Here is a 15,978-nt window from a genome sequence, read left to right on the forward strand (position 1 = left end):
AAAGCGGGTTAGGGCAAGGTCGATGCGCGGTTGGTTTTACATCCTGATGACGGCTCTGTTCATGCTGGTGGCGGCAAGCCCCGGCATGGCCGAAAGCGCACCCACGCCGGGCGCGATCCATCTGCCGATGCGCCTGGTCGCCGAAAGCGAAGCCCCGGCGGCGGGTGGCCACACGACACTCGCGATCGTCGCGACGCCGGAAAAGGGTTGGCACGGCTATTGGAAGAATGGCGGCGATGCAGGCCTGCCGACCGAGGCGCATTGGGCGCTGCCCAAGGGCGTGAGCGCGGGCGAGTTGCGCTATCCGGTGCCGGGGCGGCTGAAGATCGCCGGGCTGATGAACTATGTCTATGAGCGGCCCTTCACGCTGCTCGTCGATCTGTCGATCCCGGCCGGGCTGGCCAAGGGGACGCCGCTGCCCGTCACGGTCAAGCTCGACTATCTGGTCTGCACCGATACGATCTGCGTGCCCGAAAGCCAGACGCTGTCGACCAAATTGACGGTCGGTGACGGGGCGGTGGCACCTGCGACGCGTGCCGAGTTCGACCGCTGGCGCGCTGCGCTGCCCCGGCCGCTGGGCGGCGACGGCGTGATCGAGACGCAGGGCAAGCAGGTGCGGATCGCGGTGCCGCTGCCCGCATCGGTCGCGGTCAGGGACGTCTATTTCTATCCCGAGCGCAGCGGCATCATCGACCATGCCGCGCCGCAGGTCATGACGCGCAGCGGCGACCAACTGATCCTCGCCATGCCCGCCGCCGCCGTGCCGACGCCGGGTCCGGTGTCGGGCGTGCTGTCGATCGGTGAGGGGCAGGGCCTGTCCTTCGCCGCCAAGCCGGGTGCCATCGCCGGGGCGAGCGGCAGCGCGGATCATGGCTTCGGCGCGATCGCGCTGGCCTTTCTGGGGGCGGTGCTGGGTGGATTGCTGCTCAACATCATGCCCTGCGTCTTCCCGATCCTGAGCCTGAAGGCGTTGAGCCTCGCCAAGGGCGGCGGGGACGAGCGCCATGCGCGGACCGAGGCGCTGGCCTATACGGCGGGCGTGGTGCTGGTGTGCGTCGGGCTGGGCGTCGTCCTGCTGGCGTTGCGCGCGGGCGGGCAGAGCGCGGGCTGGGCGTTCCAGCTTCAGGACCCGCGCGTGATCGGCATATTGCTGCTGCTGGTCGCAGGGATCGCGTTCAACCTTGCGGGGCTGTTCGAGCTGCCGACGCCCGCCTTTGCCGGACGCTCGGGCGCGATGGGATCGTTCGCGACCGGCGCGCTGGCGGCGTTCGTCGCAACGCCCTGTTCGGGGCCATTCATGGCGGGGGCGCTGGGGGCGGCGCTGGTCCTGCCCGCCGCCGCCGCGCTGGCGGTGTTCGCGGGGCTGGGTATCGGCATCGCGCTGCCCTTCATCGCCATCGGTTTTGTGCCCGCGCTGCGGCGGCGTCTGCCCAAGCCCGGCATGTGGATGGTCCGGCTGCGCCATATCCTGTCGGTGCCGATGTTCCTGACCGCGCTCGCGCTGGCCTGGATCTTGGGGCAGGAAGCTGGCGTGACCGGCATGACGCTGGGCCTCGCCGCTGGGCTGATCGCATCGCTGGGCTTCTGGTGGACGGGTCTGCGCCAACACAGTGGCAAGGGGCGCGCGGGCTGGCCCGCCATCGTCGCCCTGGTGCTGGCGATCGGAATCGTCGTGACGGTCAAGCCCGCCGCCGCCGTCGCCAAGGCGACTGCCGACACCGCCTTTACCGAGGCCAAGCTGGACGATCTGCGCAAGCAGAACCGCCCGGTCTTCGCCTATTTCACCGCCGACTGGTGCCTGAGCTGCAAGGTCAACGAAGCCGCCGCGATCGAGCGTTCCTCGGTGCGCGACGCGTTCCAGCGCAACAAGGTAGCGGTGCTGGTCGGCGACTGGACCGATGGCGATCCGGTTTTGGGACGCTTTATTGAGCGGCATAACCGGGCGGGCGTGCCGCTGTATCTCTATTATGCGCCGGGTGCGAAGGAGCCGCAGGTCCTGCCGCAGGTGCTGACCCCGTCGATGCTGGAGAAGCTGGGCGCGTAAATCCTCCCCGGCACGGGGAGGGGGACCAGCCGCAGGCTGGTGGAGGGGGCTGTCCATCTAGCGAGCCCCTGGCGGTGATCCCCCTCCACCCCCGCTTCGCGGCGGTCCCCTCCCCGTGCCGGGGAGGATCGTGTTTCCCCCTTGCGCACCCCCATCATGCGGTGCAGCATGGAACCGGAACACGAGGGGGAGCGTAACGACCGGATGGGGACTATCGCCGCGTTCGACGAAATCATGGGGGCTTCCGGCGCAGGTTCGTCGCGGCCCGAACTCTCTGCCTTGCAACGCTGGCTCGATCTTACCCCCGATAGCGAACTCCGCCGCCGCCAGCAGGCGGCCGAGGCGACCTTCCGCCAACTTGGCATCACCTTTGCGGTTTACGGCGAGAATGATGCCGCCGAGCGGATCATTCCCTTCGATATCGTACCGCGCGTGTTCCTGCCCGATGAATGGGCGCGCCTGTCCGAAGGGCTGGTGCAGCGGGTCGAGGCGATCAACGCGTTCCTCGACGACATTTATGGCGAGCGGAAAATCCTGCGCGACGGGATCCTGCCGCCCGACCTGATCTTCGGCAATCCGCAATTCCGCCCCGAAATCGCCGGGATGCGCCCGCCGCATGGCGTTTGGGCGCATATCTGCGGCATCGATCTCGTCCGCACCGGCCCGGACGATTTCTTCGTGCTGGAGGACAATGCCCGCACGCCCTCGGGCGTCAGCTATATGCTGGAGAATCGCGAGGCGATGCTGCGCCTCTGCCCGGAGCTGTTCCGCCAGTTCCGGGTGGCGGCGGTCGACAGCTATCCCGACCGGCTGCTCGCCACGATGAAGTCGGTCGCGCCGCACGGCGTCGCCGAGCCGACCTGTGTCGTGCTGACGCCGGGACATTACAACTCCGCCTATTACGAACACAGCTTCCTGGCCGATTCGATGGGTGTCGAGCTGGTCGAGGCGGCCGATCTGGTGGTCGATGACGACATCGTCTGGATGCGGACGATCGCGGGCCGGGTGAAGGTGGACGTCATCTATCGCCGGGTCGATGACGATTTCCTCGATCCTTTGGTCTTCCGCCCCGATTCGATGCTGGGCGTGCCGGGCCTGATCGCGGCCTATGCGGCGGGCAATGTCGCCATCCTCAACGCGCCGGGCAACGGCATCGCCGACGACAAGGCGATCTACAGCTATATGCCCGACATCGTCCGCTATTATTCGGGCGCCGAGCCGAAGCTGAAGAATGTCGAGACCTGGCGGTGCCGGGAACCGGAGGCGCTATCCTATGTCCTGGACCACCTGAGCGAGTTGGTGGTCAAGCTGGTGGACGGCTCGGGCGGTTACGGCATGCTGGTCGGCCCGACCGCGAGTGCGCGCCAGATCGAAGAATTTCGCGCGGCGCTGATTGCCGAGCCGCACCGCTACATCGCGCAGCCGACGCTGGCGCTGTCGACGGTGCCAACGCTGGTCGAAAGCGGCGTGGCCCCGCGCCATGTCGATTTCCGCCCCTTCGTCCTGACGGGCGCTGGCGGCGTCGAGGTTACGCCGGGCGGGCTGACCCGCGTGGCGCTTCGCGAGGGCTCGCTGGTCGTCAATTCCAGCCAGGGCGGCGGCACCAAGGACAGCTTCGTCCTGTTACCGGCCGAACTCGACAGCTGGGTCCAGGTCCAGGGACAGCAGTCGCAGATTCAGACGCAGGGAGCGCACTGATGCTCTCGCGCACCGCATCCTCGCTCTACTGGCTGGGGCGTTATTTCGAGCGGGCGGACTTCATCGCCCGGCTGGTCGAAGCGACGGTTAGGCTTGACGTGCTGTCGCCGCGCTCAGCAGGGCTGGCCGCCTGGGGCTCGGCGCTGGCCGTCACCGACACGGCCAGCGCTTTTGCCGAGGGCGGGCGCGAGATGCGCCGTCGCGAGGTGGCGCGCTTCCTGACGGTCGAGAGCTGCCATCCCGGCTCGATCGTCCGCTGCGTCGACATGGCACGGACCAACGCCCGTGCGGTGCGCACCGCGCTGACCCGCGAGGCGTGGAGTGCGATCAACCGCGCATGGCTGCATTTCGAGGCCAAGCCCGCGGCCGACGATCCTACCGCCGTGCTCGGGCTGGTCGAGGCGGTGAAGAACGAGACGCGCGGGTTTGAGGGCGCCGTCCACCGGATGCTGCGCAACCAGACGACCTGGTTCATCCGGCTGGGCCAGGCGGTCGAGCGCGCGGACAACACCGCCAGGCTGCTCGACGTCAAATACCATATCCTGCTGCCGGCGGGCGAGCGGATCGGCGGCGTCGTGGATCGCGACCAGTGGACGACGATCCTGCAGACCGTCTCCGCCGTCACCGCCTATCGCTGGCTCTATTCGGACGGGTTGAAGCCCGCGAACGTCATCGACCTGCTGATCGCGCGTGCCGAGTTGCCGCGCAGCCTGGCGGCGTCGGTCGAGGAAACGGTGGACGTGCTGGGACAGTTGGCCCGGCGGACGGGGCAGCATGGGGAGGCGGATCGTATGGCGAGGTTGCGCGCAAACCGGATGAGCAAGACGCGGTCGGGGGACGTGATCGCGGGCGGGCTTCATCAATATCTCGAAGCCTTTATCCAGGAAAATGCCCTGCTGCACGGCGCGATCGGCCGTCAGTTCAAGTTCGCCTGATGCGCATCGCAATCGAGCACCAGATCGTCCACCGTGCTCGCGCGGGGCGGCCGACATCGGTCCAGATGCTACGCCTGACGCCGGAGAATTACGACGACCAGACGGTGGCCAACTGGCATATCGACGTGGATTGCGATGCGCGGCTGCGGCGCGGACAGGACGGCTTCGGCAATGTCGTCACCATGCTGTACATCCAAGACGCGCCGGAGACGGTGACGATCACCGCGACCGGTGAGGTTCTGACCAGCGACGCGCATGGCATGGTGCGCGGAACGACCGAGACGCTGCCACCCGCACTGTTCCTGCGCGCGACGTCGGCCACGCCCGCCGATGCGGCGATCGCGGCCTTTGCCGAGGATGCGATAAAGGGCGCGGACAGCAGCCTGGCGGCGCTCCATGCGGTGAACGCGGCGCTTCATCGGCGCTTCGCCAGCGACGCGCGCAGCCCCGCACCGGACGCCGCGACGGCGTTCGCGGCGGGAGCGCTGGGTGCCTGTGATCTGGCGCACATCTTCTGCGTGGCGGCGCGGTCCCTGGGCGTGCCTGCCCGGTTCGTCTCGGGCTTCGCCTCATGGGACGATGCGGCAAGCGCCACCGCGCATTGCTGGGCGGAAGCCTATGCCGAGGGGCTGGGCTGGATCGGCTTCGATCCCAGTATCGGCCTCAGCCCGCAGGACCGGCACGTGCGGGTCGCCGTAGCGCTCGATGCCGCCGGGGCGACGGCGCTGTCGGGTGAAGCGTGGCGGGAGGTCGCGCTGGTGGACGAGGCAGCGCAGTAGCGGCGTATCAGGCTGCTGCCCCATTCCTCCCCTGTAAGGGGAGGGGGACCAGCGCAGCTGGTGGAGGGGTGTCCCCCTATCGAGAGCGTGACACCCCTCCGTCAGGGCTGCGCCCGGCCACCTCCCCTTGCAGGGGAGGAATAAGGGCGCGCCAGGTCAGGCTTCCCCCGCCTCGATCGCGGTTTCGACCGGGGGAGGCGCGATCGGCGTCGGGCTTTCGCCGGAGAAAGGGGACCAGCCGCGCACGGTAAGCGCCTCCAGCGGCTGATAGCGCGTCTTGTACGCCATGCGCGGCGAGCCCTTCACCCAATAGCCCAGATAGACGAAGGGCAGTTCGGCGGCGCGCGCGCGCAGGATATGGTCCATGATGATGAAATTGCCGAGACCCGGGCGGCTCTCGTCCTGCGTCTCGAAAAAGCTGTAGATCATCGACAGGCCGTCGCCCTGCCGATCGGTCAGGCAGCAGCCGACCAGGCGTCCGCGCGTCCCGTCCGCCGCGGTCGGTTCGCGATATTCGACCAGCACCGACTGGACGGGCGACAGTTCGACCATGTCGGCATAGTCGCTCTCATCCATCGCCGCCATGCCGCCGCCGGGATGCCGCTCGCCCAGATAGCGGCGGAGCAGCGCGAACTGCTCGGCGGTGGCCCAGGGCTGGCAGGCGGTGACTTCCAGGTCGGCGTGGCGGCGCAGCAGCTTGCGCTGGGTGCCGTTGGGCCGAAAGCCACCCGCCACGACCCGTACCGACACGCATGCGCTGCACCCCGCGCAGGAGGGGCGATAGGCGACCCCCTGGCTGCGGCGAAAGCCGATGCGGCTCAGCGCTTCGTTCAGTTCATCGGCATGGTCGCCGCTCAGTTCGGTGAACACCTTGCGCTCGTCGCGCCCCGGCAGATAGGGGCAGGGGGCGGGGCTGGTGACGAAGAAGCGCGGAAAACGAAAAGGCGCGGTCACCGCCGGGCAGTTCCTTACGAGTAGGGGACGATAACTCTCTTTAGCGATCTTCCCGTCCGAAGCGATGGGGCAGCATCGTTCGGAAACGGGACGATCGGCCGAAAAACAGCCGTGGATCAGGCGAGTTCGACCTGGGTGGTTTCGTACCCCGCCGCGCGCAACGCCTCGATCAGTCGGTGCAGGTGCAGCGCGTCGCGCGTCTCGCACTCGATATCGGTGATGAGGCCCTTGGCGGGAAGGGTGGTGAAGACGCGCTGGTGATACACCTCGATGATGTTCACCCGCTCACGGTCGAAGATGCGCGCGACGTTGAACAGCGCGCCCGGCTGGTCCTGCAACCGGATGCGCAGGCGGGCGAGGCGGCCCGAGCGCGCCAGGTCGCGCAGCAGCACGTTGGCGAGCAGGCGGGTGTCGATATTGCCGCCGCACAGCACGATGCCGACCGTCTTGCCCCGGAAGCGCTCCGGGTGGGACATCAGCGCGGCGAGGCCCGCCGCGCCCGCGCCCTCGACCACGGTCTTTTCAATCTGGAGCAGCGCGCTGACGGCTTCTTCCAGATGACGCTCATCGACCAGCAGGATTTCGCGCACCAGTTGCGCGACCATCTGCGAGGTCAGGCCCCCGGGCTCCTTGACCGCGATGCCCTCGGCCAGCGTATCGCCTGCGCAGGGCAGGGTCGTCCCGTTCAGCCGGTTGTACATGGAGGGGAACAGTTCGGCCTGCACGCCGACGACTTCGACCGGCTTGTCGGCCGCCGCCGCGACGGTGGCGATGCCCGAGATCAGCCCGCCGCCGCCGATCGGCACGATCAGCGTTTCGATGTCGGGGGCGTCCTCCAGCATCTCCAGCGCAACCGTGCCTTGGCCCGCGATCACCCGCGCATCGTCGAAGGGGTGAACGAAGGTATAGCCACGCTGCGCCTCGAGCACGCGGGCATGGGCATAGGCAGCGTCGAAGGTGTCGCCTTCCAGCACGACGGTGGCGCCGTGTCCTTCGGTCTGGACGACCTTCACGATCGGGGTGGTGCGCGGCATCACGATGGTCGCGGGCACGCCCAGTCGATTGGCGTGATAGGCCAGCCCTTGCGCATGATTGCCCGCCGAGGCGGCGATCACACCCTTGGCCTTGGCTTCCTCGGAGAGCTGGAGCAACGTGTTGAGCGCGCCGCGTTCCTTATAGGCGGCGGTGAACTGCAGGTTCTCGAACTTCAGGTAAACGGTCGCCCCGGTCAGTTGCGACAGCGTCCGGCTGATCAGCGTCGGCGTACGGATGATCCGGTCCGAAATCCGCGCATGAGCGGCGCGGACATCGTCGATGGTGACGAGCGAGGACGGGATTTCCGAAGCGGCCTGAGCGGCGGTGCGACTAACCATGGTGATGCCGTAGCCGATCGCGGGCGGGAGGTGAACCGTTTCGGAAAGGTCTGGGGTGGGGCGTTCGGGGTGAGGGCGGGGCGAGGCCTTCGACTTCGCTCAGGCTGAACGGGGGGAGCTCTTCTTTCTCCCCTCCCGCAGGCGGGAGGGGTCGGGGGAGGGTATGGTGTCTCACCGAGCCTGGCGTCCGTGGCTTTCCCTCCCCCATCCCCTCCCGCCTGCGGGAGGGGCGTGCTTGGGGCAACGGTAGGAACGCCTCGAGGTCCATCTCCACTGTTGCATTGCGGCATCGCCCGCCCCCCGAAAACGTGCAGCAACGCAACAACCCCTCGGCCCCTGCGTTGCTGGTCTTTTGGGGCCATGCTAGGGCGTCGCGATGATCACAGGGTTGCCACGGATGTCGCCGATGATCCTTCCCATCACCGGCACGATCCCCCAGTCATGAGCGTCTCTCCCACCGGGATCGCCACAACCGCGAACGAAGACTCCCATCCCCATCCGCCCCAGGGCATGGCGCGGCTCGCGCTAGGGGCGATCGGGGTGGTGTTCGGCGATATCGGCACTAGTCCGATCTATGCCTTCCGCGAGACCTTCGCGAATCCGCACCATCCGCTGCCGCTCGACAATGCGCATATCCTGGGCGTCATCAGCCTGATCTTCTGGTCGATGATGATCGTCGTCTCGATCAAATACGTCGCGATCATCATGCGTGCCGACAACAAGGGCGAGGGGGGCAGCCTGGCGCTGCTCGCGCTGGTGTCGGGGCAGACCAAGACGCGGCGCTGGTCGCGGGGCATCGTGCTGCTCGGGGTCTTCGCCACTGCGCTTTTCTATGGCGACAGCATGATCACGCCCGCCGTCACCGTGCTGAGCGCGGTCGAGGGACTTGCGGTCGCCGCGCCCGCCTTTGGCGGCTTCGTCCTGCCGATCGCGATCACCATCCTGATCGTGTTGTTCAAGATCCAGCGTTCGGGCACCGAGCGGGTCGGCCTGTTCTTCGGACCCGTGATGCTCCTCTATTTCGGCGCGATCGCGGTTCTGGGCATCATGAGCTTCGTCCAGACGCCCGAGGTGTTGCAGGCGCTGTCGCCGCATCATGCGGTGCGGTTCTTCTTCATCGATCCGGTGCGTGGCTTCCTGGCGTTGGGTTCCGTCGTGCTGGCGGTGACGGGCGCGGAGGCGCTCTACGCCGATATGGGCCATTTCGGCCGGCGACCGATCGGCCTGTCCTGGCTGGTCTTCGTGCTGCCCGCGCTGATGCTGAACTATATGGGGCAGGGGGCGCTGCTGTTCCGCGAGGGCGCCGCCGCGCTGGAGAGCCCCTTCTACATGCTGGCGCCCGAAGGGTTGCAGCTGCCCCTGGTGCTGCTTGCCACCGCCGCGGCCGTCATTGCCAGCCAGGCGGTCATCACCGGCGCCTTTTCGGTCACGCAACAGGCGATCCAGCTCGGCTTCATGCCGCGCCTGCGCATCGAGCATACGTCCGCGGCGACCGCGGGGCAGATCTACATCCCGCTCATCAACTGGATGTTGATGGTGATGGTGATCCTGCTCGTCCTGTTCTTCCGCTCCTCGTCCAACCTGACCTCGGCCTATGGCATCGCGGTGACGGGGGCGATGCTGATCGATACCTGCCTGCTCGGCGTCGCGTTGACCCGGTTGTGGAAATGGCCGCTCTATGCCGCGCTGCCCCTGCTCGGCCTGTTCTTCCTGGTCGACGGCGCCTATTTCCTCGCCAACCTGACCAAGGTGCCGTCGGGCGGCTGGTTCCCGCTGCTGGTCGGCTTCGTCATCTTCACCTTCCTGACGACTTGGTCGACGGGGCGCAAGCTGATGATCCAGCGGCTGCGCGAGGGGACGATGCCGATCCACATCTTCATCGATTCGGCGGCGGGCGCGGCGAGCCGGGTGTCGGGCACCGCGATCTTCATGACCTCCTCACCCGAGGGGGTGCCCCACGCGCTGCTCCACAATCTCAAGCATAACAAGGTGCTGCACGAGCGCATCATCTTGCTGACCGTCAAGATCATGAGCCAGCCTTATTGGCCCGAAGGCGACAGGGCCAAGCGCGACGATCTGGGCCATGGTTTCCACCGCCTGGTCCTGCGCTTCGGCTTCATGGAAGAGGCGGACGTGCCCGCCGCGCTCAAGCGGGTCGAGATGGAAGGCGGCGCGTTCAAGATGATGGACACCAGCTTCTTCCTGTCGCGCCAGACCCTGCTCGCCGCCGAGCGACCGGGCATGTCGATGTGGCGCGAGAAGCTGTTCTCCTGGATGCTGCGCAACGCCGAAAGCGCCATGGAGTTTTTCCGCCTGCCGACCAATCGCGTGGTCGAGCTGGGCAGTCAGGTGGAAATCTGAGCGGCCAGCCCGCCCCGATCCCGGCGCCCATCATCGTCACCGCGCTGTTCGGTCGTACCGACCAGGGCTGGTTCGATGGCTTGCGTCGTCAGCATTTTCCGCCCGAGCGCAACGTGCTCGACGCGCATTGCACGCTGTTCCACCATCTGCCGCCCTCGGTCGAGGCGGAGCTGAAGCTTCGCCTGAACGGCCTGACGCGCGGGGTGCGCGCGCCCGATACGCGCGCGGGCGGGCTGATGTCGCTGGGCCGGGGCGTGGCGATCCGGATCGAATCGCCCGGCCTCGTCGCCATTCGTCGCGAACTGATCGATGCCTTTGCGGGGATGCTGACCCCGCAGGATGCGGGGGGATGGCGTCCGCATGTGACGATCCAGAACAAGGTGACGCCCGCAACCGCCAAGCTGCTGCTGCAACAGATGGAACGCGATTTCCGGCCCCGCCCGGTCGAGCTGATAGGGCTGGGCGCCTGGTGGTATCGCGGGGGTCCTTGGGAAATGCTGTCGCGTCATTTGTTCGCTTGACGCCCGAAAACAGCCTGTCTATAGGCGCGCCTCCACCGGGTGGAACGCCTAGCATGGCGAAGTAGCTCAGCTGGTTAGAGCAGCGGAATCATAATCCGCGTGTCGGGGGTTCAAGTCCCTCCTTCGCTACCACCCGGTGTATTTCCCCATCATCGTGACGATCCGGCGCAGGCGGACCTGCGCCTCGAATCGCGCGGCTGTGCGTTGGAAAGAGCCGGTCGGCAGGCGGTGTTCAGCGCGGCCTTTGCGTTGCTCTTGCAAGTAAAATGACTTGGCTTTATAACATTTCGTGCATTCGGCGCTTTGCCCGCATGGCCTATTGCCACGGGTTGCCATAGCGTGCTTCTCTCTGCGCTAGCAGGGTCCGGGGGCAAGGGGTATGTTGCGCCTTAACCTCTCCTTTTCTTCTGTTTGGTAGCTTCGCGTCACGATTTTCCCAGGGAGCTTCGGACATTAGGTCGTGAATGCCGCCGTCTATGCCTTGATAGCCAATAGCTGCATGGCGGCGCTTTTCGTCGTGACCTATGGCGTGGTCGCGGTGTCCTATCCGCGACAGCGCGCGGCGATCTGGTTCACGGTCAGCTATCTCCTCGGCTTCCTGACGCCCATTTGCGAGCTGATGGTCCGCTATACCGACGCTGCCGATCTGTTCGCTCTGTTGGGCTATGCGGCGTTCCTGGGTGGCATCCTGGCCATGGGAATGGGCATACAGGTCTTTGTCGGGGATCGCCCGCCGTGGCGGCTTCCCCTGCTGATCTGGCTCGGCGGACTGGCGCTGCGTCTTGCGATATGGGGTGGCACACGCAACACCATGCCCTATGAGCTGCTGTTCCAGCTTCCCTTCGCCATCGCCTCGGCGGGGGTGATGCTGGCGGTTCGGAAGATCGGGGCGGTAGGGCCGATCCGTGCCATGCTGGTCGGCGTATTCGCCGTTACCGGGGCGCATTTTCTGGCCAAGCCGTTCCTGGCGCTATCGCTGGGATCGGGCAGTTCGGCCAAGGCCTATCTAAGCACTTTTTATGCGATCATCTCGCAAATCTCGACCGGCGTGCTGTTGGTCGCGTCCGGGCTGTGCCTGATGCTGCTGGTGATCCAGAGAGCCTTGGAAGAGACGATCCTCGATGCCGAAACCGATCCGCTGACCGGTCTCGCCAATCGGCGGCGCCTGTACCGGGTGGGGCCGCGCATGATGGTCGAGGCGACGCTGCGCGGCGGAGGGCTTCATGCCCTGGTCCTCGACCTCGACCATTTCAAGGCGATCAATGACTGTCATGGCCATGCAACGGGCGACACCGTGCTGGTCGCCTTCGCTCGCGTGCTTCAGGGCCTGATCGCGAAGGATATGTTGGCGGTGCGCATGGGCGGCGAGGAGTTCGCGATCCTGATCCCTGATGCCGACGGCGTAGATGTTGGGCCAGACAATCGCGCGGCCCGGCTGGGTCAAGCGATTCGTGACGCGCTGAAGCCCTTTGCCGCGCGCGGTCTGCCCGCGCTGACCGCTAGCGGTGGAATCGTGCGCTACCGGGCGGGCGACACGCTCGACGGATTGATCGCGCGTGCCGACCAGCTCGCCTATCGTGCGAAGCGGGCGGGGCGTGACCGCATCTTGCAGGATACGCCCGACAGGCCGTCGGATCGCGATGCGATCGGCTGGGCGGAGGTGCCCCGGCTCGTCGCGGGCTGATCCGTCAGGCGAAACAGCCGTGCGGATCGTGCGCGACGAGCATCGCATCGGACCGGGCCAGCGCGATCAAGGTCAGATCATGGGCGCGAGCATGGGCGATCGCCAGGCTGGTCGGCGCGGATATCCCGATCAGCAGGCCGATGCCTGTCACCAGTGCCTTGTCGACCATCTCATAACTGATCCGCGACGTGACAAGGATGAAGTCGGCGTGCAGCGCCGTATCGCGGGCCAACATGCCGACCAGCTTGTCGAGCGCATTGTGCCGCCCGACATCCTCGGCCGCCGTCAGCACCGCTCCCATTGCGTCACAGGCGATGGCGGCGTGAACGGCTCCCGTCCGGGCATTGAGCGGCTGATGCGCGCGAACGGTGCCCAGCGTCGCGAACAGCGTCTCGGTGCTGGCTTTCGGCCGGGGGGGGCGTTTGGTGACGGGGCGAGCGATCTGCTCCAGCCCCGAAAGGCCGCATAGCCCGCAACTCGTATCGCTGGTCCGGTGGCGGATCCGGTCGTGCATCCGACCGCGCAGATGCGCCGCCAGCGTCACCCGGACGATCCAGCCCGTGTCGGCGGCAAAGGGCTCGATGGCAAGGATGTCGCCGGGCACGTCGACCAGCCTCTCGGTCAGGAGGAAGCCGGTGGCGAAATCCTCCAGCCGTTCGGGCGTCATCATCATCACGGCATAGCCGAAACCGTCGACCTCGATCGCAACCGGACATTCCACCGCGACCGCGCGCTCGATCGACGCTGCCGCACCGTCGGCGGACAGGCGGATCATCGTCAGCGGACGGGCGGGATCGGAACCCGCCCTCACAACGCGGCGAGATCGGCGGGCGTGTTTACATTGGCGATCGGCTCGGGCGAAGCGATGGGTATCGCCCCGATCGCCCGAACCCAACCGCGCACCGAGCGATCCTGCCCAAGCGAAAGATGCGCCATCAGATGCGCCCCGAGTGCAGCCGGCCACAGCCCCAGCACCGGCGCATCCCGGCAATAGCTGGGCTCGCGACGCAGGATCGCCTCGATCAATCCTTGCGGCAGGTGCGGCATGTCGCACCCGATGGTCAGCACGCAGCGAAAGCCGTGGCTCGCCGCATAGTCCAACGCCCCGGCAATGCCGCCCAGCGGCCCCAGGCCGGGGGCGGGCATGTCGGGTACACCGTCCATGCCCCCGACCTGGATGACCCGCGCGCAATGGGGGGCGATGGTCGCGCGGGCGTGCGCCACCAGGGTGCGGTCGCCCAGCATTGCCACCGCCTTGTTCGATCCGAAGCGCGAGGATCGCCCTCCGGTCAGGACCGCGCCCAATATGCTCATGCGCCTAGGGTCGCATCCTGTACGCGGACCCTCACGGGCACCGACTTGCCGGCGGGGACATGGCTTTCCAATGCGTGATGTTCGAGCGGGATCAGATAGTTGAGCTCGGGATAATAGCCCCCGATACATCCTTCCGGGATGTTGTACTCGACCACCCGCAGGCCCTCCACCACGCGATCCACGCCATCTTCGGCGTCGCTTTCCAGCGCGATGGTCTGACCATCGGACAGGCCGAGTTTTGCGATATCGGCCTTGTTCATCATCGCGACCATCCGCGTCCCGCTAATCCCGCGAAAGCGATCGTCATAGCCATAAATGGTGGTGTTGAACTGGTCGTTGGAACGCAGGGTGATGAGCCGCATCCGGCCCTCGGCGGGGGTAATGCCGGAAGCGTCCATTGCGCGCGGCACGTTGAATTCGGCCTTGCCGCTTTCGGTTTCCCATTTGCGGTGCGCCGCAGGATTGCCTTTCCAGAAGCCGCCCGGCTCGAAAAGCCGTTCGTTGAAATTGGCGAACTTGTCCGGATAGACATTCTCGATCGCGTTGCGGACCAGCCCATAATCGCCGACCCATTCGTCCCACGGCACATTGGGGTTGGGCGGCAGCACAGCCTTGGCGATCCCCGCGACGATGGCGGGTTCGGACAACAAGGTATCGGCGGCGGGCGTCGCCTTTCCGACCGAGCCGTAGATATGGCTGAACGAATCCTCCATCGACACCGCCTGACGTCCGCCCCTCTGCATGTCCGTTTCCAGTCGCCCCAGACAGGGCAGGATATAGCTCTCCTCGCCGGGCACCAGATGGCTCTTGTTGAGCTTCGTCGCGATATGGACGGTGATCGGGAGTTTCGCCCAGGCTTGCTTCATCCTGGCATGTTCGGGCGTCGCGCGCAGGAAGTTGCCGCCCAGCTGGACGAAGCCTTGGGCGGTCCCCGCGATGATCTGGCGACAGGCCTCGACCGTGTCCCAGCCATCCTCGGTCGGCGGCTCGAACTCGAACAATTCCTTCAGCCGCTCGACGGGGGCGAGCTCGGTCTTTTCGGTGATGCCGACGGTGCGCTGGCCCTGCACATTGCTGTGCCCGCGAACCGGACCCGGCCCCGCGCCCTCGCGGCCGATATTGCCGCGCAGCAAGAGCAGGTTGACGATCATGTGCAGCGCGTCGATGCCATAGCGGTGCTGGGTGATGCCCATGCCATAGACCGCAATGACCCGCTCCGCCTTCATATAGACGCGCGCCGATTGTTCGATCGCGTCGCGGGTCAGCCCCGAATCGCGCAGGATGTCGCTCCACGCGGCATTGCGGCAGTAATTGGCGAAATCCTCGAACCGGGTGGTGTGCTGTTCGATGAAGTGATGATCGAGGATGCGCTTGGTGCCCTTGGCGACGGCGCGGTCGTCTTCCTCGATCACCAGCTTGCAGATACCGGTCAGCGCGGCGATGTCGCCGCCCGCCTTCACCTGATGGTACTGGCTGGAAATGTCGGTCGAGCTGCCGGTCAGCATCTGTGCCGGGTTCTGCGGCGAGGCGAAGCGTTCCCAGCCGCGCTCGCGTAAAGGATTGAAGGTGACGATCTCCACACCGCGCTTGGCGCAGGCCTGAAGATTGTGGAGCATCCGCGGCGAATTGGTCCCGACATTCTGCCCGAAGGAGAAGATCGCGTCGCACTTGTCGTAATCTTCCATCTGGATCGTCGCGACGGGCGAACCGATGGCGGATTTCAGGCCGACCGAGGTGGTCTCGTGACACATGTTCGAGCTGTCGGGCAGGTTCTGCTGCCCCCACATCCGCCCGAACAGCGAATACATGAACGAGGTTTCAAGGGAGGCGCGGCCCGAGGCGTAGAGCACGACCTTGGTCGGGTCGCAGCTTTTCAGCTTGGCCCCGATCGCCGCGAACGCCTCGTCCCAGCTGACCGCAACATATCGGTCGGTCGCACGGTCATAGCGCATCGGATGGGTCAGGCGGCCCGCCTGCTCCAGGTCATGGTCGGGCCATGCTTCCAACTCGGTGACACTATGTTTGGCGAAGAAATCGGGCGTGACGCGAAGCGAACTGAGTTCCCAGGCCGTAGCCTTGGCCCCGTTCTCGCAGAACTCGGCAATATGTGGCTTGGCGGGTTTGCCCCAGGCGCAGCTGACGCACATGACCCCGCCGGGCTTGTTCTGACGACGCAGCGTATCGAGCGTCTCCGGCCCCAGACCCTCCTTGGGGAGGATCTTGGCCATACCCTTCATCGAACCCCAACCGCCGGCGGGGGCGGTATATTCGGTGATCTTCACATCATCGTCGTCGCGCATCGGGCAAATCTCCAC

General features: G+C 66.3%; 12 protein-coding genes and 1 tRNA gene. 8 read left to right on the plus strand and 5 right to left on the minus strand.

Features of this window, described 5'->3' with window-relative positions; all coding sequences use genetic code 11:
- Positions 1-22: 22 nt before the first annotated feature.
- From GGR45_RS04040 to GGR45_RS04055, 4 genes are all read left to right on the plus strand, one after another.
- Positions 23-2,044 (plus strand): protein-disulfide reductase DsbD family protein, encoded by a 2,022-nt coding sequence (locus tag GGR45_RS04040; RefSeq protein WP_175312866.1) that lies wholly within the window; start codon positions 23-25, stop codon positions 2,042-2,044.
- 204 nt (positions 2,045-2,248) lie between these two features.
- Positions 2,249-3,742, plus strand: a complete 1,494-nt coding sequence (locus GGR45_RS04045) for a circularly permuted type 2 ATP-grasp protein (protein WP_175313093.1) — start codon at positions 2,249-2,251, stop codon at positions 3,740-3,742.
- The gene (locus tag GGR45_RS04050; protein ID WP_175312867.1) at positions 3,742-4,677 is read left to right on the plus strand and encodes an alpha-E domain-containing protein; all 936 of its coding nucleotides are present in this window, start codon (positions 3,742-3,744) and stop codon (positions 4,675-4,677) included. Before GGR45_RS04045 ends, GGR45_RS04050 begins: the two co-directional genes overlap by 1 nt.
- Complete coding sequence (locus GGR45_RS04055; RefSeq protein ID WP_175312868.1) at positions 4,677-5,456, plus strand: transglutaminase family protein; 780 nt, start codon at positions 4,677-4,679, stop codon at positions 5,454-5,456. Before GGR45_RS04050 ends, GGR45_RS04055 begins: the two co-directional genes overlap by 1 nt.
- A 156-nt stretch (positions 5,457-5,612) precedes the next feature.
- On the opposite strand, the gene GGR45_RS04060 is transcribed toward GGR45_RS04055, so the two are convergent.
- The gene (locus GGR45_RS04060; protein WP_175312869.1) at positions 5,613-6,410 is read right to left on the minus strand and encodes an arginyltransferase; all 798 of its coding nucleotides are present in this window, start codon (positions 6,408-6,410) and stop codon (positions 5,613-5,615) included.
- A gap of 116 nt (positions 6,411-6,526) precedes the next feature.
- Positions 6,527-7,783 (minus strand): threonine ammonia-lyase, encoded by a 1,257-nt coding sequence (locus tag GGR45_RS04065; RefSeq protein WP_175312870.1) that lies wholly within the window; start codon positions 7,781-7,783, stop codon positions 6,527-6,529.
- Positions 7,784-8,293: 510 nt separating this feature from the next.
- On the opposite strand from GGR45_RS04065, the gene GGR45_RS04070 reads away from it, so the two are divergent.
- The 4 genes from GGR45_RS04070 to GGR45_RS19885 all read left to right on the plus strand — a co-directional run bounded on the left by GGR45_RS04070 (position 8,294) and on the right by GGR45_RS19885 (position 12,349).
- Positions 8,294-10,144, plus strand: coding sequence for a potassium transporter Kup (locus GGR45_RS04070; RefSeq protein WP_415640787.1), 1,851 nt, complete (start codon positions 8,294-8,296; stop codon positions 10,142-10,144).
- A 17-nt stretch (positions 10,145-10,161) separates the two neighbouring features.
- Positions 10,162-10,665: a 2'-5' RNA ligase family protein gene (locus tag GGR45_RS04075; RefSeq protein ID WP_175313095.1), complete on the plus strand. Its 504-nt coding sequence runs from the start codon at positions 10,162-10,164 to the stop codon at positions 10,663-10,665.
- A 55-nt stretch (positions 10,666-10,720) separates the two neighbouring features.
- Positions 10,721-10,797: transfer RNA gene (locus GGR45_RS04080), tRNA-Met, on the plus strand.
- 328 nt (positions 10,798-11,125) lie between these two features.
- Positions 11,126-12,349, plus strand: a complete 1,224-nt coding sequence (locus GGR45_RS19885) for a diguanylate cyclase domain-containing protein (protein ID WP_175312872.1) — start codon at positions 11,126-11,128, stop codon at positions 12,347-12,349.
- 4 nt (positions 12,350-12,353) lie between these two features.
- Here GGR45_RS19885 and fdhD read toward each other — a convergent pair whose 3' ends face one another.
- Genes fdhD through GGR45_RS04100 form a run of 3 tightly spaced genes read right to left on the minus strand, consistent with a single transcriptional unit; the run spans position 12,354 to position 15,963 of the window.
- Entirely contained in the window at positions 12,354-13,124 is a 771-nt protein-coding gene (gene fdhD, locus GGR45_RS04090) for a formate dehydrogenase accessory sulfurtransferase FdhD (protein WP_175312873.1), read from the minus strand.
- Positions 13,125-13,156: 32 nt separating this feature from the next.
- Positions 13,157-13,663, minus strand: a complete 507-nt coding sequence (mobA, locus tag GGR45_RS04095) for a molybdenum cofactor guanylyltransferase (RefSeq protein WP_175312874.1) — start codon at positions 13,661-13,663, stop codon at positions 13,157-13,159.
- A complete protein-coding gene (locus tag GGR45_RS04100; protein WP_175312875.1) occupies positions 13,660-15,963 on the minus strand; it encodes an FdhF/YdeP family oxidoreductase in 2,304 nt (767 codons plus the stop codon). The genes mobA and GGR45_RS04100 overlap by 4 nt, the downstream gene beginning before the upstream one ends.
- Positions 15,964-15,978 lie beyond the last annotated feature (15 nt).

The sequence above is a fragment of the Sphingomonas zeae genome (genome assembly GCF_014197135.1).
Lineage (GTDB): Bacteria > Pseudomonadota > Alphaproteobacteria > Sphingomonadales > Sphingomonadaceae > Sphingomonas > Sphingomonas zeae.